Annotated in this window: 23 protein-coding genes; 11 read left to right on the top strand and 12 right to left on the bottom strand. The window is 60.5% G+C overall.

The window, feature by feature from the left end; all coding sequences use genetic code 11:
* The gene (locus ACWIKB_RS03010) at positions 1–630 is read right to left on the bottom strand and encodes a LysE family translocator (RefSeq protein ID WP_475265252.1); all 630 of its coding nucleotides are present in this window, start codon (positions 628–630) and stop codon (positions 1–3) included.
* Between the two features lie 144 nt (positions 631–774).
* Between ACWIKB_RS03010 and ACWIKB_RS03005 the strand changes: the two genes are divergently transcribed.
* Positions 775–1,248 carry an Lrp/AsnC family transcriptional regulator gene (locus ACWIKB_RS03005; protein ID WP_038980472.1) on the top strand — a complete coding sequence of 158 codons (474 nt, stop codon included), beginning with the start codon at positions 775–777 and terminating at the stop codon, positions 1,246–1,248.
* A 109-nt stretch (positions 1,249–1,357) separates the two neighbouring features.
* Here the strand turns inward: ACWIKB_RS03005 and lpdA are convergent, their stop codons facing one another.
* A complete protein-coding gene (gene lpdA / locus ACWIKB_RS03000) occupies positions 1,358–2,758 on the bottom strand; it encodes a dihydrolipoyl dehydrogenase (RefSeq protein WP_475265251.1) in 1,401 nt (466 codons plus the stop codon).
* Positions 2,759–2,983: 225 nt separating this feature from the next.
* On the opposite strand from lpdA, the gene hflK (ACWIKB_RS02995) reads away from it, so the two are divergent.
* From hflK (ACWIKB_RS02995) to cfaB, 5 genes are all read left to right on the top strand, one after another.
* The gene (gene hflK / locus ACWIKB_RS02995; protein WP_475265395.1) at positions 2,984–4,948 is read left to right on the top strand and encodes a protease modulator HflK; all 1,965 of its coding nucleotides are present in this window, start codon (positions 2,984–2,986) and stop codon (positions 4,946–4,948) included.
* The gene (hflC, locus tag ACWIKB_RS02990; RefSeq protein ID WP_475265250.1) at positions 4,945–5,985 is read left to right on the top strand and encodes a protease modulator HflC; all 1,041 of its coding nucleotides are present in this window, start codon (positions 4,945–4,947) and stop codon (positions 5,983–5,985) included. Before hflK (ACWIKB_RS02995) ends, hflC begins: the two co-directional genes overlap by 4 nt.
* Positions 5,982–7,040: a protease modulator HflK gene (gene hflK / locus ACWIKB_RS02985; RefSeq protein WP_475265249.1), complete on the top strand. Its 1,059-nt coding sequence runs from the start codon at positions 5,982–5,984 to the stop codon at positions 7,038–7,040. The genes hflC and hflK (ACWIKB_RS02985) overlap by 4 nt, the downstream gene beginning before the upstream one ends.
* Positions 7,037–8,947, top strand: coding sequence for a heavy metal translocating P-type ATPase (locus ACWIKB_RS02980; RefSeq protein ID WP_475265248.1), 1,911 nt, complete (start codon positions 7,037–7,039; stop codon positions 8,945–8,947). Before hflK (ACWIKB_RS02985) ends, ACWIKB_RS02980 begins: the two co-directional genes overlap by 4 nt.
* Before the next feature lie 215 nt (positions 8,948–9,162).
* Positions 9,163–10,347 (top strand): C17 cyclopropane fatty acid synthase CfaB, encoded by a 1,185-nt coding sequence (gene cfaB, locus ACWIKB_RS02975; RefSeq protein WP_475265247.1) that lies wholly within the window; start codon positions 9,163–9,165, stop codon positions 10,345–10,347.
* On the opposite strand, the gene cls is transcribed toward cfaB, so the two are convergent.
* Complete coding sequence (gene cls, locus ACWIKB_RS02970; RefSeq protein WP_475265246.1) at positions 10,344–11,783, bottom strand: cardiolipin synthase; 1,440 nt, start codon at positions 11,781–11,783, stop codon at positions 10,344–10,346. The genes cfaB and cls overlap by 4 nt on opposite strands.
* A gap of 131 nt (positions 11,784–11,914) precedes the next feature.
* Here cls and ACWIKB_RS02965 point away from each other — a divergent pair, with 131 nt between their 5' ends.
* Positions 11,915–12,436: a DUF3617 domain-containing protein gene (locus tag ACWIKB_RS02965; protein WP_403025488.1), complete on the top strand. Its 522-nt coding sequence runs from the start codon at positions 11,915–11,917 to the stop codon at positions 12,434–12,436.
* An 88-nt stretch (positions 12,437–12,524) separates the two neighbouring features.
* Here ACWIKB_RS02965 and ACWIKB_RS02960 read toward each other — a convergent pair whose 3' ends face one another.
* The 7 genes from ACWIKB_RS02960 to folE2 are packed head-to-tail and all read right to left on the bottom strand — an operon-like array spanning position 12,525 to position 18,656.
* A complete protein-coding gene (locus ACWIKB_RS02960) occupies positions 12,525–13,418 on the bottom strand; it encodes a His/Gly/Thr/Pro-type tRNA ligase C-terminal domain-containing protein (RefSeq protein WP_475265245.1) in 894 nt (297 codons plus the stop codon).
* 26 nt (positions 13,419–13,444) lie between these two features.
* Complete coding sequence (locus ACWIKB_RS02955; protein ID WP_475265244.1) at positions 13,445–14,782, bottom strand: dihydroorotase; 1,338 nt, start codon at positions 14,780–14,782, stop codon at positions 13,445–13,447.
* A gap of 2 nt (positions 14,783–14,784) precedes the next feature.
* The gene (locus ACWIKB_RS02950) at positions 14,785–15,345 is read right to left on the bottom strand and encodes a gamma carbonic anhydrase family protein (protein ID WP_475265243.1); all 561 of its coding nucleotides are present in this window, start codon (positions 15,343–15,345) and stop codon (positions 14,785–14,787) included.
* Complete coding sequence (locus ACWIKB_RS02945) at positions 15,342–16,217, bottom strand: metal ABC transporter substrate-binding protein (RefSeq protein WP_475265242.1); 876 nt, start codon at positions 16,215–16,217, stop codon at positions 15,342–15,344. Before ACWIKB_RS02945 ends, ACWIKB_RS02950 begins: the two co-directional genes overlap by 4 nt.
* Positions 16,218–16,228: 11 nt before the next feature.
* On the bottom strand, positions 16,229–17,095 hold the full coding sequence (locus ACWIKB_RS02940) for a metal ABC transporter permease (RefSeq protein ID WP_265041973.1): 867 nt from the start codon (positions 17,093–17,095) through the stop codon (positions 16,229–16,231).
* A complete protein-coding gene (locus tag ACWIKB_RS02935; protein WP_475265241.1) occupies positions 17,095–17,763 on the bottom strand; it encodes a metal ABC transporter ATP-binding protein in 669 nt (222 codons plus the stop codon). The genes ACWIKB_RS02940 and ACWIKB_RS02935 overlap by 1 nt, the downstream gene beginning before the upstream one ends.
* Positions 17,760–18,656 (bottom strand): GTP cyclohydrolase FolE2, encoded by an 897-nt coding sequence (folE2, locus tag ACWIKB_RS02930; protein WP_475265240.1) that lies wholly within the window; start codon positions 18,654–18,656, stop codon positions 17,760–17,762. The genes ACWIKB_RS02935 and folE2 overlap by 4 nt, the downstream gene beginning before the upstream one ends.
* Positions 18,657–18,742: 86 nt before the next feature.
* On the opposite strand from folE2, the gene ACWIKB_RS02925 reads away from it, so the two are divergent.
* Positions 18,743–19,945: an N-acetylmuramoyl-L-alanine amidase gene (locus ACWIKB_RS02925; protein ID WP_475265239.1), complete on the top strand. Its 1,203-nt coding sequence runs from the start codon at positions 18,743–18,745 to the stop codon at positions 19,943–19,945.
* Here ACWIKB_RS02925 and ACWIKB_RS02920 read toward each other — a convergent pair.
* A complete protein-coding gene (locus ACWIKB_RS02920) occupies positions 19,942–20,319 on the bottom strand; it encodes a glutamine synthetase (RefSeq protein WP_475265238.1) in 378 nt (125 codons plus the stop codon). The genes ACWIKB_RS02925 and ACWIKB_RS02920 overlap by 4 nt on opposite strands.
* A 191-nt stretch (positions 20,320–20,510) precedes the next feature.
* On the opposite strand from ACWIKB_RS02920, the gene zigA reads away from it, so the two are divergent.
* The gene (gene zigA, locus ACWIKB_RS02915) at positions 20,511–21,716 is read left to right on the top strand and encodes a zinc metallochaperone GTPase ZigA (protein ID WP_475265237.1); all 1,206 of its coding nucleotides are present in this window, start codon (positions 20,511–20,513) and stop codon (positions 21,714–21,716) included.
* Positions 21,716–22,384, top strand: coding sequence for a DUF1826 domain-containing protein (locus tag ACWIKB_RS02910; RefSeq protein ID WP_475265394.1), 669 nt, complete (start codon positions 21,716–21,718; stop codon positions 22,382–22,384). Before zigA ends, ACWIKB_RS02910 begins: the two co-directional genes overlap by 1 nt.
* A 4-nt stretch (positions 22,385–22,388) precedes the next feature.
* Here ACWIKB_RS02910 and ACWIKB_RS02905 read toward each other — a convergent pair whose 3' ends face one another.
* Complete coding sequence (locus ACWIKB_RS02905) at positions 22,389–22,745, bottom strand: NADH:ubiquinone oxidoreductase (protein WP_475265236.1); 357 nt, start codon at positions 22,743–22,745, stop codon at positions 22,389–22,391.
* Positions 22,746–22,772: 27 nt separating this feature from the next.
* Between ACWIKB_RS02905 and ACWIKB_RS02900 the strand changes: the two genes are divergently transcribed.
* Positions 22,773–23,738, top strand: coding sequence for a CobW family GTP-binding protein (locus tag ACWIKB_RS02900; protein ID WP_475265235.1), 966 nt, complete (start codon positions 22,773–22,775; stop codon positions 23,736–23,738).
* Positions 23,739–23,752 lie beyond the last annotated feature (14 nt).

The raw sequence follows: 23,752 nt of genomic DNA, 5'->3' as shown, positions 1-23,752 counted from the left end.
TCAAGCCTGTTGAACGAAGGTCAGCCGCAGGGCGAAACCGATCAACAGGCTGCCGAACAACCATTGCTGCACGCGTTGGGCTGACGGGCTGCGTTGCAGCCAACGGCCCAGCGCCGCGCCAGTCAGCGCGTAGGCGCTGTCGAACAGTAAACCGGCGACCACTAGCAACACGCCAAGGGTGGCGAACTGCGCGAGCACCGGCCCCGCCTGAGGATTAATGAACTGCGGCAGTAATACCGAGCAGAACAACAGGGCCTTGGGGTTGAGCAGGTTGGTCAGCAAACCGCGCTGGATCGACTCGCGCCAACGCGGTTTTTCGCCGCCAGCGTTTGCCCCATTCAAGCTCGGCAGCATCGTGGTGCGCAGGCACTGAATGCCGATCCACAGCAAGTACGCCGCGCCGACCAGGCGCACCACATCGAAGGTCCAGGGCGCGGCTTTGAACAACGCCGCCAGCCCCAGCGCCGCCAACGCCACATGACAACCCCGAGCGATGCCCAGGCCAATCGCCGTGGCCAGCGCCGCGCCTTTGCCCTGACGGGCACCGGTTTGCAGCAGCAGGATCATGTCCGGGCCGGGCAGCAGATACACCACCGCCAGCGCCATGAAAAATAGCCAGAGTCCTGCCATGTGCACCCCATTCGTTGTCGATTTGGTAGGGGCAGTCTAGAGCCGGAGGGCAGGGCAGGTGCTTGCGTAGTTCACTTCTAAAACCTTATGGATTGGCATAACCTGCCACGTTATGACGCGCATACCATCAGGATCTGCCAAACCATGAAACTTGACGCCTACGACCGCAAGATTCTCGCCGCCCTGCAACGGGATGGTCGGCTGAGCAATGTGCAATTGGCTGACGAGATCGGTTTGTCTGCATCGCCATGTTTGCGCCGGGTGCGGATGCTCGAAGAGGCGGGGGTGATTCGCGGCTACCAGGCCAACCTTGATCGGGACGAAGTGGGGCTGGGGTTGACGGTGTTTGTCGGGGTCAAGGTTGAACGCCACAACGATGAACAGGCCGAGGCTTTTCGTTTGGCGGTGACGGCGTTGCCCGAGGTGATTTCGGCGTTCCTGGTGTCCGGGGAATCGGATTTCCTGTTGCAAGTGGTGGTGCCGGATTTGCGTGCCTATGACCGGTTTTTAACCGGGCGATTGCTGAAATTGCCGGGGGTGAGTGATATCCGCAGCAACTTTGCGATTCACACGGTGAAGACGCCGGGGGCGTTGCCTCTGGAGCATTTGCCGCTTTAGACCGCGTCGCCTGCTTCGCGAGCAAGCCCGCTCCCACATGGGTTTTGTGAGCGCCGTAGATCCAATGTGGGAGCGAGCCTGCTCGCGAAAGCGATAGACCGGTCAATCACTACATCTGCGTCGCCATCCCCTCCACATTCATTGCCGCCTGGCGCAACGCCTCGGAGCGGGTCGGGTGCGGATGGCAGGTCAGGGCGATGTCCTCAGCGGAGGCGCTGAATTCCATGGCCACGCAATACTCGCCGATCATTTCACTGACGCTCGGGCCGACCAGATGCACCCCGAGGATTTCGTCGGTGCGCTCATCGGCCAGCACTTTGGCGAAACCTTCGGTCTCGTGGTTGATCTTCGCCCGGCTGTTGGCGGTGAACGGGAACTTGCCGACCTTGTAGGCACGCCCCTCGGCCTTGAGCTGCTCTTCGGTCTTGCCGACGCTGGCCAGCTCCGGTTTGGTGTAGATCACGTTGGGGATCAGGTCGTAATTGACCTCGCCGGCCTTGCCGACGATCTGCTCGACGCAGGCCATGGCTTCGTCTTCGGCCTTGTGCGCGAGCATCGGCCCGGAGGTGACGTCGCCAATCACCCAGACGCCAGCCGCCTCGGTACGGTGCCCTTTATTGGCGAGCATGCCGCGCTTGTCGGTAGCGAGGCCGACGTTTTCCAGCCCCAGGTCCTGGGTGTAAGGCCGGCGCCCGATGGCCACCAGCACGTAATCGGCTTCGAGCAATTCGGCGGTGCCACCGGCGGCGGGTTCGACGCTGAGTTGCACACCGTTGGCCGAGGTGGTGGCGCTGGTGACTTTCGAACTCAACTTGAAGCTGATGCCTTGCTTGGTCAGTGAGCGCTGCAGGGTCTTGCCGGCTTCGCCGTCGACACCAGGGCAGATCCGGTCGAGAAATTCGACCACCGTCACCTGAGCGCCCAAGCGCCGCCAGACCGAACCCAGCTCCAGACCGATTACGCCGGCGCCGATCACCACCAAATGCTTCGGCACTTCCGCCAGGGACAGCGCGCCCGTGGAGTCGAGGATGCGTTGGTTATCGATGTCCACGCCCGGCAGGGGAGTGGGCTCGGAACCGGTGGCGATGATGATGTCCTTGGCGCTCAGCTCGGTCTTGCCGCCCGCGCTGTCGGTCACGGTGACCTTGCCCGGCCCGTCGATATGGCCCCAGCCCTTGATCCAGTCGACCTTGTTCTTGCGAAACAGAAACTCGATGCCCTTGGTCAGCCCGGTAACGCTTTCATCCTTCTGCTTCATCATTTGCGCGAGGTTTAGGGTCGGTTTGACCTCGATCCCCAGGTTGGCAAATTCCGCGCCCATGGCCGCGTCGTAGAGTTCGGAGGCATGCAGCAGTGCCTTGGACGGCATGCAGCCGACGTTGAGGCAGGTGCCGCCGAGGGTGGCGCGGCCTTCGACGCAAGCGGCTTTGAGGCCCAGTTGGCCGGCGCGGATCGCTGCGTTGTAACCGCCCGGACCTCCGCCCAGAATCACGACGTCATAAGTGCTCATGGATGTACTCCTGGATTGAAAGGGACCGGATCGATAAACGTAGTCGTTGGTAAAAATTACGAACGTAATATGTGCGTTCCGAGGCATTTCGGTCAAGGCTTCAGCTTAGCGACAGGTTGCGCGCCTTTAGATACAGCTATTTAGAACGGAAATTTCACCACTTTCGTTATAAGGTAACGAGATGTGACGGGATTCGACGTCAGCAACGATAAACATTGGGGTGGTATGCAAGTCGATCTTGATGTCGATGGAACGCAAGTAGCCGGATTGCCGCGCTTTCAGCAGGCGCTTTTTCATGGGCGGCGATTGCGTCAGTACGCAATCGGCCTGTGTGCTTTGGCGGCGGTGGGGTTGGTACTGGCGTTTTTTGTCGCGCTGTTTGCGCCGCAGTCGCTGTGGGGCGCGCTGTTGGTTAACCAGAGCGCCGGCTTGCTGGTGCTGGTCGCCGGTCTGCAATCGGCGTGGTGGGTGACGCAATGGCGCGCGCAGGCGATGAATCCGGTTGTGTCGGTGCCCGTGGTCGTAGAGGAAGAACCCGTCGCACCGGTGGGCTGGTACGAGCACATGCTGGACCGGCTCAGTCAGCGCTGGGTGCACATGCTGGCGCAGATCGGTGCGTCGACGTTCTGGCTGGCCGGTTGGGCAGTGTTGACGTTGTTCAGTATTGAGCAAGTCTGGAACCTGGCCCTGACGCCCGCCGCGCTGGGTTTGTCCGCCAGCGTCGGCGCTGCGCTGTCATTGCTGCTGGCTTTCGGGTTGCTGGTGCTGGAGCGACAACTGGCACAGGAAAATGCTGCCGAATGGCCCGAAGCAGGATCGTTGGCACAGTTGACCCGTGTCGCGATTATTTGTCTGGTGCTGAGTGCGTTGTGCCTGTTGTTCGGCAATGACAGTTCGGTCTGGCCAGTGCGTCTGGCGGTGCTGATCGGCCTGCTGCCGGGTCTGGTGGCCGTTGAGCTGCTGTTGCGCGCGGCGCTGTCGCTGTTCAGTCCGCAGCGTGAAAACATTGAACCCTCGCTGCTGGCGCGAAGCTTCGTCGCCGACATGCTGCGCTGGCCGCCACAACCGTTGCTGGCGTTGCAGCACGAATTGCACAACCGCTTCGGCATCGACCTGCGGCAAATCTGGGCTTTCACCTACATGCGCCGGGCGTTTTTTCCGGTGCTGGCGGTGGTGGCTATCGTCGGTTGGTCGCTGACCGGCATTCACGAAATCCCGCTGCAAGGGCGTGGCATCTACGAGCGTTTTGGCAAACCGGTTGAGGTCTTCGGCCCTGGTTTACACGCAGGTTTGCCTTGGCCGTTGGGTCGGGTGTTGAGCGTCGAGAACGGAGTAGTTCACGAGTTAGCCACCAGCGTCGGCGAAGCGTCGGCACCCGTGGTCGCCGAACCCGCTGAAGGTCCCGCCCCGGCGATTGCCAATCGCTTGTGGGACGCCAGCCATGTGAACGATAAATCCCAAGTCATCGCCAGCAGCCGCGCCGACAAGCAGAGCTTCCAGATCGTCAACATGGACGTGCGCTTTGTCTATCGCATTGGCCTGAATGACAAGGACGCGTTGGCCGCGACCTACAACAGTGCCGATGTCCCGACGCTGATTCGCAGCACCGCCAGCCGGATTCTGGTGCACGATTTTGCCTCGCGGACCCTCGACGGTTTGCTTGGAGAGGACAGGGTAGGGCTGGGCGAAGAGATCGGTCGGGCGGTGCAGGCCGACCTGCAAAAACTCGACAGTGGCGTAGAAATTCTCGCCACCGTGGTCGAGGCGATCCATCCGCCGGCTGGTGCCGCCAACGCTTATCACGGTGTGCAAGCAGCGCAGATTGGCGCCCAGGCATTGATCTCCCGTGAGCGCGGTGCGGCAGCAGAAGCCACCAACCAGGCGCAATTGCAGGCCAGCATCGCCCGTGATCAAGCCACCGCCAGTGCCCGTGAAATCAACGCGACGGCGCAGGCATCGGACCTGCGCTTCAGCGCCGAGCGCAAAGCCTACGCCAGTGCCGGCCAGGCCTTCGTGCTGGAACAATATTTCAGTCAACTGACCCAGGGCCTGGCCAACGCCAAGCTTTTGGTTCTCGATCATCGACTGGGCGGTAGCAGCAACGCGCCGACCATCGACCTCCGTACGTTTACGCTGCCGGCTGACCCTGCGTCGCCGCGTAACGCCGCTCAGCCAGGAGCCACCCATTGAGCCAGTCGCATACTCACGATCACGATGACCACACTGGCCACGATCACGGCCATGGCGGGCATCACCACGGTCATCACCATCACCACCACGGCGATCCCCAAGAGGCCGGTCCATTCCCGTGGCGACGCATGGGCTGGGCAGCGTTGTTGGTGGCGTTCGCCATCGCCGCCGCGAGCCTGGTGCAAGTGCGCTCGGGGGAGGCCACGGTGATTACCCGGTTTGGCAATCCCTCTCGGGTGTTGCTCGAACCGGGTCTGGGTTGGCGATGGCCGGCGCCGTTCGAAGCGGCGATTCCGGTAGACCTTCGCTTGCGAACGACCTCCAGCGGTTTGCAGGATGTCGGCACGCGGGACGGTTTGCGCATCATCGTTCAGGCTTACGTGGCGTGGCAGGTGCAGGGCGATCCGGACAACGTGCAACGCTTTATGCGCGCCGTGCAGAACCAGCCAGATGAAGCGGCGCGGCAGATTCGCACCTTTGTCGGCTCGGCACTGGAAACCACCGCCAGCAGTTTTGACCTGGCCAACTTGGTGAACACCGATGCCAACCAAGTGCACATTGCCGATTTCGAAGCGCAGTTGCGTCAGCAGATCGATCAGCAATTGCTCACGACTTACGGCGTGCGCGTGCTGCAAGTTGGCATTGAGCGTTTGACCTTGCCGTCGGTAACACTCACCGCCACCGTCGATCGCATGCGCGCCGAGCGTGAAACAATCGCTACCGAACGCACGGCCATCGGCAAGCGCGAAGCCGCGCAAATCCGTTCTGCCGCCGAGCGTGACGCGCGCATCGTACAGGCCGATGCCACGGTGAAAGCCGCTGACATTGAAGCGCAATCCCGAGTCGAAGCCGCGCAGATTTACGGTCGCGCCTACGCCGGATCGCCGCAGCTTTATAACTTGCTGCGCTCCCTTGATACCTTGGGCACGATTGTTTCACCGGGCACTAAACTGATTCTGCGTACCGACGCTGCGCCATTCCGCGTGTTGGTTGACGGCCCGCCAAGCCTCGACAACAAGTCCGGGTCGCAGCCATGAAATTAGTTCCACGTGGAACAAATGAGTTAAGCAGTCCCTGGATTCAGGCAGGACGCTTGGCTTTTCTGGCTCTTTACGCTGTCACGGTGCTGGCGGCTTTGGCCTGGGCGTTCTCCAACGTGCGGCAGATTGATCCGCAAAATCGTGCCGTGGTTTTGCACTTCGGCGCGCTGGATCGCATCCAGAATGCCGGGCTTTTGTTGGCTTGGCCGCGTCCATTTGAGCAGGTGATTTTGTTGCCAGCGGCGGATCGCATCATCGAACGCAGGGTGGAAAATTTGCTGCGCAGCGATGTGGCGTTGCAGGCTGATCGGGTGGCAACGTTTGCCACACCGCTCAGCGATGCACTCGCGGGCTCCGGTTATTTGCTGACCGGTGACGCCGGTGTGGTGCAACTGGATGTGCGGGTGTTCTACAAAGTCACCGAGCCGTATGCGTTCGTCCTTCAAGGTGAACATGTGTTGCCGGCGCTGGATCGGCTGGTCACTCGCAGCGCCGTGGCGCTTACCGCCGCGCGGGATCTAGACACCATTCTGGTGGCGCGACCTGAACTGATCGGCGCCGACAACAAAGCCGCCGAACGTCGTGAACGTTTGCGCGGTGATCTGGTACAAGGCATCAACCAACGCCTGGCCGAGCTGACTGCGACGGGGCAGGGGATTGGCATTGAAGTCGCGCGAGTAGACGTGCAATCGAGTCTGCCGGGGCCTGCGGTGAATGCGTTCAACGCGGTTCTGACCGCCAGCCAACAGGCCGACAAAGCCGTGGCCAACGCCCGTACCGAAGCCGAGAAACTGACCCAGACTGCCAACGAACAAGCCGATCGAACCCTGCAAGTGGCACACGCCCAAGCCAGTGAACGCCTGGCCAAAGCCTCTGCTGATACGGCAACGGTATTGAGCCTGGCCAAAGCGCAACAGCAAGGCACTGACCCGCAAATGCTGCTGCGTATTTACCGCGAGCGGATGCCGAAGATTCTCGGTCAGGCCGGTTCGGTAACCACGGTCGATCCGAAAGATGATTCCCGCCTGATCATTCAGGGAGCTGCACAATGACTGCCCACACTGCCGCCGCACCGAGCATGTTGTCCTCGGCCGAGCAACGTAGCGCCGCGCGTCAACTGACCCTGGCCATGCTCGCCTTGGGCTTGCTCGGGCTCGGCTTGATTTGGCGCTGGGTGTCGCCGGAGCAGACCGGCGTCAGCCAATTGCTGTTGGGCTTTGCCTCGCTGCTGGTGGCCGTGCCGGTGATGCGCTCGGCCTGGTACAGCTTGCGCTACCCGAGCTTGCACGGGATCACCGATCAACTGATCGCCCTGGCGATGCTCGGTGCCTGGGCCACGGGTGATCTGCTGACGGCCGCGTTACTGCCGATCATCATGATCTTCGGCCACGTGTTGGAAGAGCGCAGCGTAATCGGTTCCCAGGAGGCGATTCACGCCCTTGGCAAACTGACACGCAGCCATGCACGCAAGGTTCAAGCGGACGGCACCGTCCTTGAAGTCGACAACGGCACGCTCAAGTCAGGCGACATCGTGGAAGTGCGCGCGGGTGATCGAGTACCGGCGGATGGTCGGGTGTTGTCCGGTCAGGCGAGCCTCGATACCGCATCGATTACCGGCGAGTCGGTGCCGCTGGAAGCGGTGGTCGGCATGACCGTGTTCGGCGGCGCGATCAACCTCGATGGCTTGCTGCGCATTGAAGTGACCCGCACCGGCAACGAATCGACCCTCGGTAAAGTCATCGCGTTGATGCAAAGTGCCGAGCGTTCCAAGCCACCCATTACTCGTTTGCTTGAGCGTTACGCCGGTAGCTACATGGTGCTGGTGTTGCTGCTGGCGGCGGTGACCTGGTTCATCACCAACGATGCCCAGGCGATGTTGGCGGTGTTGGTGGCGGCGTGTCCGTGTGCGTTGGTGTTGTCGGCACCGGCCACGGCGATTGCCGGAGTCGCAGTGGCGGCACGTCATGGGATTCTGATTCGCAGTTCGGCGTTTCTCGAAGAGCTGGCGGACCTGACGTCGCTGGTGGTGGATAAAACCGGGACGCTGACCTTCGGCACGTTGCGTCTGCAATCCATCGACAGTCCGTTGGAGGATCGTGGTCACGTCCTGAAACTCGCCGCCAGTCTTGGTTCGGCAAGCAGCCATCCGGTCAGTCGGGCGCTGGCGAGTCTGGTGACTCAGGAACATTTTCTGCTGCTCTCCGACATTCACGAACGCCAGGGGTTGGGCGTGGTGGCGATGACAGAGCAGGGCGAGGCGGCGCTCGGACGTCCGGAGTTGTTCGCGCAGTTGGGCATCGCCACGTCGGCTGTTCCCGAGCATGACGGGCCGATTGCCGGCCTGGCGCTTAACGGTGAGTTTCTCGCCTGGCTGTTGCTGGCGGACACCGTCAAACCTGAAGCACGGTTTGCCTTGAATGAATTGCGTGAGCTGGGCTTGGGTCGTCAGTTGCTGCTCACGGGTGATCGGCAAAGTGTCGCGCACACACTGGCTCGCGATGTCGGTATCAGTGACGTCGAAGCCCAGGCTTTGCCCGAAGACAAACTCAATCGCGTACTGACAGAAATCGGCAGCGGCTTCCGGCCGATGGTGGTCGGGGATGGCATCAACGATTCCCTGGCCCTGAAGGCCGGCGTAGTCGGCGTGGCGATGGGCGCCGGCGGGGCGGACATTGCCTTGGCGTCGGCGGACATCGTGCTGATCGGCAGTGACCTGCGCCGGCTCGGGACTTGCGTGCGATTGAGCCGCCAGTGCCGCCAGACTTTGCAGGTGAACGTGATCATCGGCCTGGGCTGGACCTTGGCGATTGTCGCCTTTGCGGCCTTCGGTTGGCTGGGTGCGGCGGGGGCGATGATTGCCGCGTTGCTGCATAACCTCAGCACATTGCTGGTGTTGGGAAATGCCGGGCGCTTGCTGCGATTCCAGGAGCCTTTGCTCAAACTGAAGGATGAGGCCTGAAAAGGCTCTAACCCGGGGAGATCACAGCAGTACCAACTTTTTAGAACTGTGTGCAGTTTTCGTAGTCATCTAGGGTGAAGGCCATCACTTTGTAGACTCACGACGGCTGGTTGAAGCGCCGCGAGTTATAGAAAAACGCTATTAAATCGATAGCCAGCTATTTTTCTATGATGGTCTACCCTCACATCAGACGTCTGAAACAAGGGGGATAAACCATGCTCGCGCAACTTCCACCGGCCTTACAGAATCTGCAGCTACCGCTTCGCCTGCGACTCTGGGACGGCCATGAATTCAATCTGGGGCCGACGCCCAGCGTCACCATTGTGGTCAAGGACCCACAAATGGTTACCCAGTTGACCCACCCAAGCCTGGACGCACTGGGGGCAGCGTTTGTCGAAGGCAAACTTGAGCTGGAAGGCTCAATCAGCGATGTGATCCGCGTCTGTGATGAGTGGAGCCAGGCATTGCTGGGTGACGCCGACAGTCAGCCGGTTCGCCTCGTCCACGACAAGGAAACCGACGCCAAAGCCATTTCCTACCACTACGACCTCTCCAACGCGTTTTATCAGCTGTGGCTCGACAGCGACATGGCGTATTCCTGCGCCTATTTCGAGACCGGCAGCGAATCGCTGGAACAAGCCCAGCAAGCCAAATTCCGTCATCTGTGCCGCAAGTTGCGTCTGCAACCGGGCGACTACCTGCTGGATGTCGGTTGTGGCTGGGGCGGACTGGCACGCTACGCGGCACGGGAGTTCGGCGCGAAGGTGTTCGGCATTACCCTGAGCAAAGAGCAACTGGCCCTGGCCCGCGAACGGGTTAAAGAAGAAGGGCTGGAAGATCTGATTGAGCTGCAACTGCTCGATTACCGCGATCTGCCCCAGGATGGGCGCTTCGACAAAGTGGTCAGCGTCGGCATGTTCGAGCATGTGGGCCATGCGAACCTGGCCGAGTACTGCAAAATCCTCTTCGGCGCGGTGAAGGAGGGCGGCCTGGTGATGAACCACGGGATCACCGCCAAGTACACCGATGGCCGTCCGGTAGGACGCGGTGCCGGTGATTTCATCGAGAAGTACGTGTTCCCCAACGGCGAGCTGCCACACCTGTCGATGATCTCAGCGGAGATCAGCGAGGCAGGTCTGGAGATTGTCGATGTCGAGAGCCTGCGCCTGCATTACGCGCGCACCCTCGACCACTGGAGCGAACGCTTGGAAGACAACCTGGAAGCCGCCGCTAAAGAAGTACCGCAGCAAGCATTGCGGATCTGGCGGCTGTACTTGGCCGGTTGCGCTTATGCCTTCGCCAAGGGTTGGATCAACTTGCACCAGATTCTCGCGGTGAAAGCTCATCCGGATGGCAGCCATGAACTGCCCTGGACTCGCGACGACATCTACAACCCTTAGAGAATCGGCGAAATAAGCCGGGCGACCCGCATGCCAATCTGTTGCAGGCGGTGGGTCTCCCGGCTTTCTTCTTTGGCGATCTCGTGGGCCTGGGCGAAGTCATCGTTGAGCATGTGTTCCACCTCGGCGGCGAACGCGCTGTCGACGGTCAGCAACATCACTTCAAAATTCAACCGGAATGAACGGTTGTCCAGATTGGCGCTGCCAATGGCGCTGATTTCGCTGTCGATCAACACCACTTTCTGATGCAGGAATCCGGGCTCGTAACGGAACACCCGCACGCCTGCGCGAACGGCTTCGAAAGCGTAAAGGCTGGACGCGGCGTAGACGATTCGATGATCCGGTCGCGACGGCAGCAGAAGCCGCACATCCACACCGCGCAGTACCGCCAGGCGTAGTGCGGCGAACACCGCTTCGTCCGGAATGAAGTAGGGGCTGGTGATCCACACCCGTTCCGTCGCGGCATGAATGGCTTCTACGAAGAAAAGAGAACAGGTCTCGTAGGAATCCGCCGGACCGCTGGCGAGCAATTGGCAGAGTACGCCGTCATCCGGGTACACGTCCGGCAAGATCAGCGGCGGTAGCGTACGGGCGGCCCAGAACCAGTCTTCGGCGAAGGATTCCTGCATGCAGGCCACCACCGGTCCGCGCACCTGAACGTGGGTATCGCGCCATGGCGCCAGCGGTGGTTTCTCGCCCATGTATTCGTCGCCAACGTTGTGCCCGCCGACGAAGCCCAGCACGCCGTCGACGACCACGATCTTGCGGTGGTTGCGGAAGTTGACCTGAAACCGGTTGAGCCAGCCGCTGCGGGTGGCAAAGGCTTTGACCTCGACACCGGCCTCGCGCAACGGCTGTACGTAACTGTGGGGCAATGAGTGGCTACCGATGCGGTCATAAAGTAGATAAACCGCCACGCCTTCGGCGGCTTTCTTCAGCAGCAGGGTTTGCAGGCGTTGGCCAAGTCGGTCGTCGTGGATGATGAAGAACTGGATCAGCACCGCTTCCTTGGCATGGCTGATGGCGTCGAAAATCGCCTCGAAGGTCGCCGTGCCGTTGATCAACAGGCGTACTTCGTTATTCGCCAGGCATGGCATGCGCCCCAGTTTTGGCATCGCTCTTAATGAGGCGTACGCGCTGGACGCGCGGGCGGTCAGGGCTTCTTCGACCCAGGGGCGCCAGTTCAGCTCGGAGATGGCTTTGCGCATTTCCTCGTTGGCCTGGCGCCGGGCCTTGATGTAACCATCGAAGGTGCTGCGTCCGAAGACCAGGTAGGGGATGAGCGTCAGGTAGGGAATGAACAACAGCGACAGGGCCCAGGCAATCGAGCCTTGGGCGGTTCGAACGGTCAACACGGCGTGGATGGCAGCAATCAGGCCCAGCGAGTGCAGTAGCGCGATCAGATAACCGAAAATGTGCGGTCCAAAATAATCCATGGGGCAACCTTGCTCCTGAAGATTCAATACGTAAAAGACCATGTTCCGTGCAGAATGTCGCTATTTAATTGGCCCATGAACCGAAGCACATGGCTGACGTCTAACGGCCACTAATGATCAGGAGTTACTCGATGAACGTTCGTCTGCTGGGTTTGGCCATGGCCCTTGGTTTGTCCCTCCCTGTGGCTGCTCAGGCGCAGATGCTGCAACCGGGTTTGTGGGAATTGACCACAAGCAACATGAAAGTCGATGACCAGAACCTGCCGGATCTGCAATTGATCCTAGGCCAGTTGCAAGGCCAGATGACCCCGGAGCAGCGCGCGCAGCTGGAGAAGCAGGGCATCACCATGGGCGGAAAAGGGATTCGTGCATGTCTGACTCAGGCTCAAGTAGCGTCCGACAACATTCCGCTGACGGACCCGCAATCGGGCTGCAAGCAGGAAATCACCGACCGTAACGGCAACCAGTGGAAATTCCGTTTCAGCTGCCCGAAAGCGCAAGGTGCGGGTGTGGCGACGTTCCTGAGTGATCGTGAGTTCACTACCAAGGTCAATGGCACCTTCAATGCGACCGGCATTCAGCAGAAGGGTAGCCTTGATACCCGTGCGGTGTGGTTGGGGCAGGATTGCGGCACTGTTAAGCCGAGAGCTTAAAAGCTTCGCGAGCAAGCCCGCTCCCACATTGGATCTGTGGCATTCACAAAACCAATGTGGGAGCGGGCTTGCCCGCGAAGGCGTCCGCTCAAACCCCACAATCCTTGGGATGTAAAAACCCACACACCTCATCAATCCGCATCCGTCCAAAATCCTCCCCGCTGCAACTGCGCACGCTGACAAACCCGCCGTGCTTTTCCTTCTCTCCGACCACCAACAGATACGGCACGCTCCGCTCGCTGTGCAGGCGAATTTTGTAGCCGATCTTTTCGTTGCGCAGATCCACGTGGGCGCGCACGCCGCTGCGTCGCAGCTCTTCGGTCACCGATTGGGTGTAGGCGATCTGACGTTCGTCGATGTTCACCACCATCACTTGCGGCGGTGCTCGCCAATGCTCCAACTCTTTTTGGCTCGGCCAGCATGTCCCATAGATCCGTTGCAGTGCTGTGCCGCCGACATGATCCAGGGCGAAGGCTTGCAGCACTTTGGTGGCAGGCACATGCGGACCCTTGGTCAGGTAGTCGCCGTCGCCCATGCGGTACACCGAATGCCGTTCGGTTGAGGACAGTGGCCGCTGCCGGATGGAATGGTTGCCTGCTGCAAGCAGGTGCATGCGCACTTCAATCGGGGTCAGGTCGGCCAGCGTTAACGCCCGTTGCAACGCAAACTCATAAAAGAAGCCATCACCCAGCGCCGAGCCCTTTAGCAACAGAACCCTAGGATGAAGTTGCTTCACCGCCATGGCCAACATCAGCGCGCAGGAGCGGCGAAGAATCTCCAGGCCATCGGGCTCCTGCGGCGTGACGATACTGACCCGGGCATCGCGCTGGATCATGAACCCACAATCCACCAACACACCGTCCACCCGGCCGGCCACCGCCGCTTGGGCCAGCGCCAACCCGATACTCGCCGCCAGCTCATACACGGAAAGTGGTTGATCGTATTCACGCAATGAGCCGTCGGGCAGGGTGATGTGGATCATGGTCACTGTTCTCGGGAAGGGGGGCGTTAGCGCATGAACCGCAGGGGCAGACCCTGACAGTTGTCATGTAGACGATTGGCGTGCCAGGCAATTTGCCCCGACACGAGTGTTGTGCTGACGCTGTGGCGAAAACGATGGTGTGCGAAGGGTGTCCAGCCGCACTGGGAAAGAATCGGTTGCTGGGAAACGGCGACGCCGTCGGGCTCGGATTTGATCAGCACCAGATCGGCCCAATAGCCTTCGCGCAGATAACCACGGTCGGGAATCGCGAACAGATCGGCCACCCGGTGACTGGTCTTGGCTACCAAGGTGGTAATGGGCAGCACTTCATCCGCGACCAACTCCAACAGCGCCGGGAGGGCGTGTTGCACCAGCGGCAGACCGGACGGTGCCTGAGTGTAAGGGCGCTGTTTTTCCGCCCAGGTGTGGGGCGCGTGATCGCTGCCTATCACATCCAGCCGGTTGCTCAGCAAGGCTTGGCGCAAGGCGTCGCGGTCGCTCTGAGACTTGATCGCCGGGTTGCATTTGATCAAGTTGCCCAGGCGCGGATAGTCGCGATCATCGAACAGCAAATGATGCAGGCAGACTTCGGCGGTGATGTGTTTCTGGGCCAGCGGTTTGTCTTCGAACAAGGCCAGCTCAAGTGCCGTGGTCAGGTGCAAAACGTGCAGTCGGGTGCCATGACGCTTGGCCAGTTCTACGGCCATCGAAGAAGAACGAAAGCAGGCCTCGGCGTTACGGATCAGCGGATGGGCGGCGGCAGGAATCTGTTCGCCGTACAGCGCTCGCAGGGTCGCGGCATTCGCGTCGATGCTGGGCGTGTGTTCGCAGTGGGCCAACAGGATCGTCGGCACGTCGGCGAACAGCCGCTCCAGAATCCGTGGATCGTCCACCAGCATGTTGCCGGTGGAGGCGCCCATGAACACTTTCACCCCGGCGACTTCGCAAGGGTTGAGCGCGGCAACGGTGTCGAGGTTGTCGTTGCTGACACCGAAGTGAAAGCCGTAGTTGGCCACCGAGTTGATCGCCGCCCGGCGCTTTTTGTCAGCCAATGCTTCGAGGGTGAGGGTGGCCGGATTAGTGTTGGGCATGTCCATGAAACTGGTGATGCCACCGGCCACCGCCGCCCGGGACTCGGTATAGAAACTGCCCTTGTCCGGCGCCCCGGGATCACGGAAATGCACCTGGTCATCGATCATGCCCGGCAACAGCCACTGACCCCGGGCATCGATTTCCACGTCCGCGGTTTCGCCTTCGATACTGCTGGCGATCTTGACGATACGACCATTGCTGACCAATAGATCGCTATCGAACTCGCGACCTTCGTTCACCAACCGGGCATTGCGAATCAGCACGCTGCTCATGGTCAGAACTCGTTCTGCAGGGCTTTGTAGCCGCGCACCAGATCGACGTTGGTGCGCGCCACGTCCTCGGAAAACTCCGAGGCGCTGATGCTTACCGGCGGGAACTGCGACAGGTCGGTGCCTGGGCCAATACGTGTAGTGGACGGCACGTAGAAGGCATCGGGCAAGTCCCGGCCGTCGACTACCGAATTGTGCCGAACCACGCAGCCATTACCGACCGAACAGTTGAACAGCACGCTGTTGAAGCCGATGAACACCCGGTCGCCGACCGTGCAAGGACCGTGAACGATGGAGCGGTGGGCGATGGAGCTGAACTCGCCGATGGTCACCGCCGCGCCGGACTTGGAGTGGATCACCACACCGTCCTGGATGTTCGAATTGGCGCCGATGGTGATCGGCTCCATGTCGCCCGAGGCATCCACTTCGTCGGCACGAATCACCGCGTAGGGACCGACGAAGACGTTTTCGCCGATCACGACTTTGCCGCAGATGATCGCGGTTTTATCCACGTACGCGGACTCCGCAATCACCGGCAGGTCACCTGAAGGATTCTTCCTGATCATGGTTTGCTCAACGCGTCATACAGGGTGTTGAGGTTGTATTCGAACAGTCCGGCAAAGGTGCTGGCGGGGCCGGTTGCAGCGAGCGCATCGGAGTAAAGCGTGCCGCCAATGTGCGCGCCGCTTTCATCGGCAATCTGCTTGAGCAGGCGGGCGTCCTTGATGTTTTCCATGAACACCGCTTTGACCTTGGCCTGACGAATCTGGGTGATCAACGCCGCCACTTCTGCCGCCGACGGTTCACGCTCGGTGGACAAACCTTGAGGCGCCATGAAGTCGATGCCGTAGGCTTGGCCCAGATAGCCGAACGCGTCATGGGACGTGACGATCTTGCGGTTGCCCGTTGGCAGCGAACCGAGCTTGGCCTTGGCTTCGGCGAGCAGGGCGTAGATCTGTTTCAGGTAAGCCTGACTGTTGCGCTGGTAGTCGGCCTTGTTCGCCGGGTCGGCGGCGATCAGCGCTTTGGTGATGTTGGCGATGTACAACTCGGTGTTCGCCAGGTTGTGCCAGGCGTGCGGGTCGGGAACGGTTTCGCCGTCTTCATCCAGCGAGCGCGGAATCACACCGTGGCTGGCGCTGATCACTGGCGCTTTAGTTTCGGTGCTGGTCACCAAGCGATCCAGCCAGGGTTCAAACCCGAGGCCGTTCTTGATGATGAGCTTGGCCTTGAGCAAGGCTTTGGCATCGTCCGGGGTCGGCTCGTAGGTGTGGGCATCGGCGTCCGGGCCGACCATGTTGGTGATCTGGATATGGTCGCCGCCGACCTGATGGGTCATGTCGGCGAGGATGCTGAAGCTGGTGACCACCTGCAGTTTTTCAGCGGCAGACAGCGACATCGACAGCATCAAACTGAACAGCACGAGTAAAGCGCGCATCGGGAAACACCTCATTGGGATGTGAGCAAAGGTGGGCGGCGCAGCAAGCCGTGCACCGGACCGAACACCACGGACAACAGGTACAGACCGCCAGCCACCAGCACGATCGCTGGGCCGCTTGGCAGCGAGTAGTAGAACGACAGCAACAAACCGAACCACACCGAGAGGCAGCCGAGTACGGCGGCGATGGCCATCAACACCGGCAGACGACGGCTCCAGAAGCGCGAAGCGGCCGCCGGCAACATCATCAAACCGACCACCATCAGCGCGCCGATGGCCTGGAAACCAATCACCAGGTTCAGCACCACGAGGGTCAGAAACACCCCATGGGCGAGCGGTCCGAGACGGCTGACGGTTTGCAGGAAAAGCGGATCGAGGGTGTCGAGCAACAGCGGTTTGTAGATCAGGGCCATGGCGATCAGGCTGAAGCCGGAGACCCAGAGCATGCCGGTGAGCGTCGGCCCATCGACCGCCAATGCCGAGCCGAATAGCAGGTGTAGAAGATCGAGGCGTTTGCCGGCGATGCCGAGGATCAGCACGCCGCTGGCCAGGGAGATCGGGTAGATCGCGGCGAGGCTGGCGTCTTCGCGCAGGCCAGTGCGGCGGGTGATCCAGGCTGCCAGGCCGGCCATGCTCAAGCCTGCGCCGAGGCCGCCGATGGTCAGTGCCGGAAGACTCAGGCCGGCGAACCAGAAGCCCAACGCGGCGCCGGGCAGGATGCCGTGAGCGACGGCGTCACCGATTAGACTCATGCGACGCAGGATCAGAAACACGCCAAGCGGCGCGGTGCTGCAAGCGAGAACCAGGCCACCGAGCAATGCCCGGCGCATGAAGACGAACTCGTGGAACGGTTGCCAAAGATGTGCGGCGGCGATCATCAGGCCACCTGCGTTTGCGGTTGTTGGCGGATCAGTTCGGTGCTGAGGCCGAGGGTGCAGCCGCTGCTTTTGATCAACAGGGTTTGTGGAATGTGTTGGCGCACAGCGGCGAGGTCATGGCACACGACAACCAGAGTTCGACCCTCAGCATGCCAGGCGTGAATGTGTTTCCACAGCAGTTCCTGACCGAGTTCATCGAGAGCAGCGTGGGGTTCGTCGAGCAGCAGCAAAGGAGCTTCGGCGAGGCTTAAGCGGGCGAGTAGGGCGCGTTGTAATTCACCGCCGGAGAGCGCCATCAGTGGGCGATGTTCCAGGCCAGTCAGGCACCAATCATCCAGTACGGTTTTAAGTTTTTGGCTGCGGGCTTCGGTCGATTGCTTGCTGCCCCAGAATCCGGCGGCCACCAACTCTTGCAGGCTGATGGGGAATTGTCGGTCCAGGTGTTGTTGCTGGGGCAGGAAAGAGAGGCCGCCCTTACGTGGAACATCCAGCACGATTTTGCCGGCCAATGGTTTTTGCAGGCCAGCGATGACTTTCAGCAGACTGCTTTTGCCCGAGCCATTCGCGCCGATGACGGCGGTCAGGCTGCCCTCCGGCAGTTCGAAATCAACGGCTGGCGTGAGGGGTTGACCGGGTGCGCCCCAGCGTAGGGATTGGCAGCGGATCATACGGCCTCCCAGTTATGGCGACTTTCGGCGACTGCATCGTGAGCGTGAAGGCTCTCGGCGTGCACGACTCGTATGTGGAAAGCGTTGATGCCGGGGGAGCGTTTCAGGGCCAGGTTGAGGCGTCGCGCGGCGTCTTCACAGAACATCAGGTTCTGACCATTGGCCAGGGCGAAGGCTTGTTCGTCGGCACGTTTTACCGCCGTCTGCACAGCGGTGCCGAGGGCAGCTTCGGCGTCGTTGATGACGGCGATCAGCGGCAAGTCATCGAGATAGTCGTCCAAACGAAGCTGTAAATGCGCGGTGCTGCGTTGACTGTGAGGTGTGGCGACGATGCCTTTTGTCGAACCCAGCCAAGCCAAAACATCGGCGTGTTGCAGTGCCTTGTTGGCGAAATCATCGACGAATTGCTGCTGAATAAGTTGTCGCGACAACGCTGCGGAACACGGGCAAGTAGAGGAATAAGGCACATCGATTTTTAGTTCCACGTGGAACATATCGTTTTTCAATCGCGCTTCGATGCTCGCCGGATAGGTTTTCCAACCGGCCAATGGACTGACAAGTGCCGGTCGTTTGAGCAATAAATCGACGTGAATTTTCAGATATGCGCTGGAGGACAATCCTTTATGGCTGTCGAGAAAACGCTGCAAGACGCGGCGTAGTAATCCCGGTGTGAGGTTTTCCCTTTCAAACACCTCCAACGCCAGATACAGCCGCGACATATGAATGCCGCGCGCTTCACCATCGTCCAGGCTGACGCCGGCATCGGCTTTGGCGCTCAGCTGTTGGCCGTCGAATAACACAGGCAGAGCAATGCCGCACATGCCCACCCATTCGAGTGGCAGGGCTTGGCGTGAGGCCTGCGCGGCAATATCCGGCAGAGTCAGCGCATTCATGAGCAGGTCCATCGTGGGAGTTGATTTGGCATGTTATATTATTACATTCAAATCGACGATGCCTTTTTCACGAGCGGGCTTTCACCATGCACAGACGTCACTTGCTCAACCTGATTCTGGCCAGCGCGGCCTTCGCTTTACCCTTTAGTGTTTCGGCCACGCAGATTCGCAACGCCCGGCTCTGGCGTTCGGATGACAAGTTGCGGCTGGTGTTCGATTTGAGTGGGCCGGTGCAATTCAAGACGTTCACCCTGAGTTCGCCCGAACGGCTGATCATTGATTTGAGTGGCGCGAACCTCAGCGGCGATTTCAGTCAGTTGGCACTGAACAACACGGTGATTCGCTCGATTCGCTCCGGCCACTACGGTCAGGGCAATACCCGGATCGTTCTCGACCTTAGCGAGCCAGTGCAGTTCAACAGCTTTCAGTTGCCGCCGCAGGACGGGCAGGGCCATCGGCTGGTGCTTGATATGAAGACCGCCGTGCCGTTGCAGATTGCAGCTGCGCCAATCCGCGAGCCGATCATCGACAAGGCTCACCCCAAGCGCGACATCATCGTGGTGGTCGACCCTGGCCACGGCGGCAAAGACCCCGGCGCGATCGGCGCCAAAGGTGAGCGGGAAAAAGATGTGGTGTTGTCGATCGCACAGTTGCTGGCCAAACGACTGAAGCGCGAGAAAGGCTACGACGTGAAACTGGTGCGCAACGATGACTTCTTCGTCCCGCTGCGCAAACGCGTGGAGATCGCCCGCAAACACAACGCCGACATGTTCATCTCGGTGCACGCCGATGCCGCGCCACGGCTCACAGCGTCCGGCGCCTCGGTTTATTGCCTGTCCGAAGGTGGCGCGACCTCGGCCACGGCCCGGTTCATGGCGCAGCGGGAGAACGGCGCCGACCTGCTGGGCGCCACCAGCCTGCTCAATCTCAAGGACAAGGACCCGATGCTCGCCGGGGTGATTCTCGACATGTCGATGAACGCGACCATCGCCGCCAGCCTGCAACTGGGCAGCACTGTGCTTGGCAGCTTGGCCGGCATCACCACGCTGCATCAGAAGCGCGTGGAACAGGCCGGATTTGCCGTACTGAAGTCACCGGACGTGCCGTCAATCCTGGTGGAAACCGGGTTCATCTCTAACGCCCGGGACAGTCAGCGCCTGGTCACTGCGCGTCATCAACAGGCCGTGGCTGACGGTTTGTTCGAAGGGTTGCAGCGCTATTTCCAGAAGAATCCGCCACTCAACAGCTACGTCGCCTGGCAGCAGGAACAGAAAAAAGCGCAGGTTTAGCAGCCGGCAATCCGGCTGCAGGTGAATTTGCCGCTGCTACCGCCGGAGCTGGAAAACCGATTGATGGTGGTCCAGCCAACACGGCGGTTGTAGCCAACCCAGGCTTCGCCATCGGAAGCGAGCCCGGTGAAAAACGTCAGTTGCCCGTAGCGGCTGCTGGTCTGCGCCCAATAGCGTTTCCCGACCACTTCAAAGCCTCGCAGATAGATCGTGCTACCGACGGTGTTGACGCTGTAGGCGTTGCCGTCGGGATCGACACACGCGAGCAGATTGGCGCTGCGGGTGCATTTCGCCAGTGTCGGGATTTGGCCCCAGGCATCGACGGCGACCAGTAGCGAAAGGCTCAGTAACGAATACTTCAGGACGTTTCCCATGGCGTTTCTCAAGGGGCGAACAGGCTCAAGCATCGGGCCCTTTGTCGTGGCGAGCAAGAGGGGAGTGGTTTGTTTGTACCGTTATACTATAACATTAGAGCGCGCTTTCCCCTGTGCCCCAAGAACATGAAGAGCTGCGCGAACGCGCTCAACCGACGCTTCGACCGGCCATATCCTGTGAGGAATACCTGATGCCCAATCGTCTTCCCGTGACCGTCCTGTCGGGCTTTCTCGGCGCCGGCAAGAGTACGTTGCTCAATTACGTACTACGTAATCGCGACAATCTGCGCGTCGCCGTAATCGTCAACGACATGAGTGAGATCAACATCGATGGCAGCGAAGTCCAGCGCGATGTCAGCCTGAACCGCGCCGAAGAGAAACTCGTGGAAATGAGCAACGGCTGCATTTGCTGCACCCTGCGCGAAGACTTGCTGGAAGAAGTCAGCAAACTCGCCAAGGACGGTCGTTTCGATTACCTGTTGATCGAATCCACCGGCATTTCTGAGCCGCTGCCCGTGGCGGAAACCTTCACCTTCCGCGACGAAGAAGGCCAGAGCCTGGCCGACATCGCCCGGCTCGACACCATGGTTACTGTGGTTGATGGCATGAACTTCCTGCTCGACTATCAGGCCGCCGAAAGCCTGGCGTCCCGTGGCGAAACCCTGGGCGAGGAAGATGAGCGTTCGATCACGGACCTGCTGATCGAGCAGATCGAATTCGCCGACGTGATCCTGATCAGCAAGATTGACTTGATCAGCAGCAGCGAACGCCAGGAGCTGATCGCGATCCTCGAACGGCTCAACTCCCAAGCGGAAATCATCCCGATGGTCATGGGTGAAATTCCGCTGGAAAAGATCCTCAACACCGGCCGCTTCGACTTCGAGAAAGCCGCCCAGGCCCCAGGCTGGTTGCAGGAATTGCGCGGCGAGCATGTGCCGGAAACGGAGGAATATGGCATCGCCTCCACGGCCTATCGCGCGCGCCGACCGTTCCATCCCCAGCGCTTTTTCAGCTTCATCGACCGCCCATGGGTGAATGGCAAACTGCTGCGCTCCAAAGGTTTTTTCTGGCTGGCCAGCAAGCACATGGACGCTGGGAGCTGGTCCCAGGCCGGCGGTTTGATGCGTCACGGGTTCGCCGGGCGCTGGTGGCGATTCGTGCCGAAAACCCAATGGCCGCAGGACGAGGAAAGCACCGCCGGGATCATGGAAAACTGGACCGCCAGCACCGGCGATTGCCGCCAGGAGCTGGTGTTCATCGGCCAGAACATCAACTTCGCCCAACTCACCGTCGAACTCGACAATTGCCTGCTCACCGACGATGAAATGGCCCAAGGCATCGAAGGCTGGCGCCTGCTGCCAGACCCGTTCGGCCCCTGGCACGAAGAGGCTGCATGATGCTCACACTCAACCCTGTGGGAGCGAGCCTGCTCGCGAAGGCGTCCGTTCGGACACCACGCCAACATCACGGAGCCAACCCGAAAGTCCTGACAAAAATCCTCCACGACGACGCCAATCTCGCCGTCTGGCAGCGCCAACTCCCGGTGCACATCGCCGATTTCGCCAGTTTGCTGCTGTCTCTGAACGAACCCCTGGCCGAATCGCTGTCCCTGGAAATGGCCACTGACGACACCGAACCCAACCTGCGCGGACTGGCCTCAGGCTTCAGCGACCTCGAAGGCTACGAAGGATTTATCGCCGACGTCTCCTGGCTGATCAGCGCGTTCGCCTGTTTGTTGGGCGCCAAGCGCATCGGCCTGCGCCTTCGAGTGTTGGACAAAGCCATGTGCCCGCGCTTTCACGTCGATCATGTGCCGGTTCGACTGATCACCACCTATGCCGGCGTTGGTAGCCAGTGGCTGAAGGAGGGGGTAATGGATCGCCGGCAATTGGGCAAACCCGAGGCTGAACCCCAGTCACAGATCCAGCAAATCAGCAGCGGCGACGTGGCGCTGCTAAAAGGGGAAAAGTGGCACGGCAACGAAGGTTTCGGCTTGATCCACCGTTCACCGCAGCCAGCGACAGGCGAGCGTCGATTGATCCTGACCCTGGACTGGCTGAGCTGACTGCTCAGGGTTTGAGCCAGTTTCCCTGGCTCTGGGCCTCGCAAAACGGCTGTAAATACGCCGCATCGGTGGCCACGCCGTAATAGTGAATATCCTGGCGGTAGGGCATATTGGCGACTTGGGCGTTGCTGCATACGCCGAAAGCGCCGGTAGGGCATTGGTCGACGTACTGCACCTCGACTTTCTGCCCGGGAAGGTTTGGCTGGCAAAAACCGTCGGCGAACAGTTTTTCCGGGATGTTGCGGTTCTGCTGGCAGACCTTCACGTCGAGACGTTCCGCCTGGCTATGGACCACACAGGCCTGGGCAAGCGCCTCGTCCGACGCCAGCACGAGCAGCAACGACAATCCCATCAACCGCATCCTCTACCTCCTCAGAAAACTTCGACCATGTTGCAGAACATCCCCACTCACGTCATCGCCGGCCCATTGGGCGCTGGCAAGACCAGCCTGATCAAGCACCTGCTGGCGCAACGGCCGGCGCATGAGCGCTGGGCGGTGCTGATTAACGAGTTCGGCCAGATCGGCCTCGATGCCGCGCTGCTCACGCAGGACGCCGATGGTATCGCACTGGGCGAAGTGGCCGGGGGCTGTTTGTGTTGCGTCAATGGTGCGCCATTCCAGATCGGCCTCGGGCGGTTGCTGCGCAAGGCGCGGCCGGATCGGCTATTTATCGAACCTTCCGGGCTGGGGCATCCGGCGCAGTTGCTGCGACAGTTGAGCGAGGCGCCGTGGCTTGGGGTGCTGGCGGTTCAGCCGTGTGTGCTGGTGCTGGATGCCCAGGCGCTTGCGGCCGGGAAACCGCTGCCCGAGGCGCAGCAGGAGGCGTTGAGCAGTGCGGGTTTGCTGCTGTTGAACAAGTCAGAAGACTTGGAAGAGGGTGATCGTCAGCGAATTGCTGCGCAGTTGCCGGCGCGTCCGCTGTACTGGACGCAGCAAGCAGTTTTGCCGTTGAACGAATTGCCGGGGCTTGAGGCTCGAGGCGTTGCGGGTGTGGATAACTTCGTCGTCCCCAAGGGACTGGCGCAGATGCCGGCCATCTGGACTGATCCAGCGTTTCCCATTTGCTTGAGTCAGGAACAGGAGGGTGGTTGGAGCGTTGGCTGGCGGTGGCATCCGAGTCAGACGTTTGATTCGGCGCTCGTTACGCGGTGGCTTGAAAGCCTTGTCTGGCGGCGGGCGAAGTTGGTTATCCACAGTAGCAACGGTTGGGTTTCTGCGAATGCGGTGGATAACTCGGTGTTGGAGTGGCAGCCGAGTGAGTGGCGTCAGGATTCGCGTATTGAGCTGATCTTTGGTGAGCCGCAGGATGTCGATGCGTTGCAAAGAGGTCTAGCTGATTGCCGACTGAGTTGAAGATCAAAAGATCG

The sequence above is a fragment of the Pseudomonas sp. 5Vm1k genome (assembly GCF_056161485.1).
The sequence above is the reverse complement of the archived record's forward strand: the minus strand, read 5'-3'. Positions and strand labels throughout refer to the sequence as shown.

Excerpts from the sequence above, each read along its gene's own strand:
- ACWIKB_RS03010 (WP_475265252.1), bottom strand. The coding sequence starts at position 630 with ATGGCAGGACTCTGGCTATTTTTCATGGCGCTGGCGGTGGTGTATCTG.
- ACWIKB_RS03005 (WP_038980472.1), top strand. The coding sequence starts at position 775 with ATGAAACTTGACGCCTACGACCGCAAGATTCTCGCCGCCCTGCAACGG.
- lpdA (WP_475265251.1), bottom strand. The coding sequence starts at position 2,758 with ATGAGCACTTATGACGTCGTGATTCTGGGCGGAGGTCCGGGCGGTTAC.
- hflK (WP_475265395.1), top strand. The coding sequence starts at position 2,984 with ATGCAAGTCGATCTTGATGTCGATGGAACGCAAGTAGCCGGATTGCCG.
- hflK (WP_475265249.1), top strand. The coding sequence starts at position 5,982 with ATGAAATTAGTTCCACGTGGAACAAATGAGTTAAGCAGTCCCTGGATT.
- ACWIKB_RS02980 (WP_475265248.1), top strand. The coding sequence starts at position 7,037 with ATGACTGCCCACACTGCCGCCGCACCGAGCATGTTGTCCTCGGCCGAG.
- cfaB (WP_475265247.1), top strand. The coding sequence starts at position 9,163 with ATGCTCGCGCAACTTCCACCGGCCTTACAGAATCTGCAGCTACCGCTT.
- cls (WP_475265246.1), bottom strand. The coding sequence starts at position 11,783 with ATGGATTATTTTGGACCGCACATTTTCGGTTATCTGATCGCGCTACTG.
- ACWIKB_RS02965 (WP_403025488.1), top strand. The coding sequence starts at position 11,915 with ATGAACGTTCGTCTGCTGGGTTTGGCCATGGCCCTTGGTTTGTCCCTC.
- ACWIKB_RS02960 (WP_475265245.1), bottom strand. The coding sequence starts at position 13,418 with ATGATCCACATCACCCTGCCCGACGGCTCATTGCGTGAATACGATCAA.
- ACWIKB_RS02955 (WP_475265244.1), bottom strand. The coding sequence starts at position 14,782 with ATGAGCAGCGTGCTGATTCGCAATGCCCGGTTGGTGAACGAAGGTCGC.
- ACWIKB_RS02950 (WP_475265243.1), bottom strand. The coding sequence starts at position 15,345 with ATGATCAGGAAGAATCCTTCAGGTGACCTGCCGGTGATTGCGGAGTCC.
- ACWIKB_RS02945 (WP_475265242.1), bottom strand. The coding sequence starts at position 16,217 with ATGCGCGCTTTACTCGTGCTGTTCAGTTTGATGCTGTCGATGTCGCTG.
- ACWIKB_RS02940 (WP_265041973.1), bottom strand. The coding sequence starts at position 17,095 with ATGATCGCCGCCGCACATCTTTGGCAACCGTTCCACGAGTTCGTCTTC.
- ACWIKB_RS02935 (WP_475265241.1), bottom strand. The coding sequence starts at position 17,763 with ATGATCCGCTGCCAATCCCTACGCTGGGGCGCACCCGGTCAACCCCTC.
- folE2 (WP_475265240.1), bottom strand. The coding sequence starts at position 18,656 with ATGAATGCGCTGACTCTGCCGGATATTGCCGCGCAGGCCTCACGCCAA.
- ACWIKB_RS02925 (WP_475265239.1), top strand. The coding sequence starts at position 18,743 with ATGCACAGACGTCACTTGCTCAACCTGATTCTGGCCAGCGCGGCCTTC.
- ACWIKB_RS02920 (WP_475265238.1), bottom strand. The coding sequence starts at position 20,319 with ATGGGAAACGTCCTGAAGTATTCGTTACTGAGCCTTTCGCTACTGGTC.
- zigA (WP_475265237.1), top strand. The coding sequence starts at position 20,511 with ATGCCCAATCGTCTTCCCGTGACCGTCCTGTCGGGCTTTCTCGGCGCC.
- ACWIKB_RS02910 (WP_475265394.1), top strand. The coding sequence starts at position 21,716 with ATGCTCACACTCAACCCTGTGGGAGCGAGCCTGCTCGCGAAGGCGTCC.
- ACWIKB_RS02905 (WP_475265236.1), bottom strand. The coding sequence starts at position 22,745 with ATGCGGTTGATGGGATTGTCGTTGCTGCTCGTGCTGGCGTCGGACGAG.
- ACWIKB_RS02900 (WP_475265235.1), top strand. The coding sequence starts at position 22,773 with ATGTTGCAGAACATCCCCACTCACGTCATCGCCGGCCCATTGGGCGCT.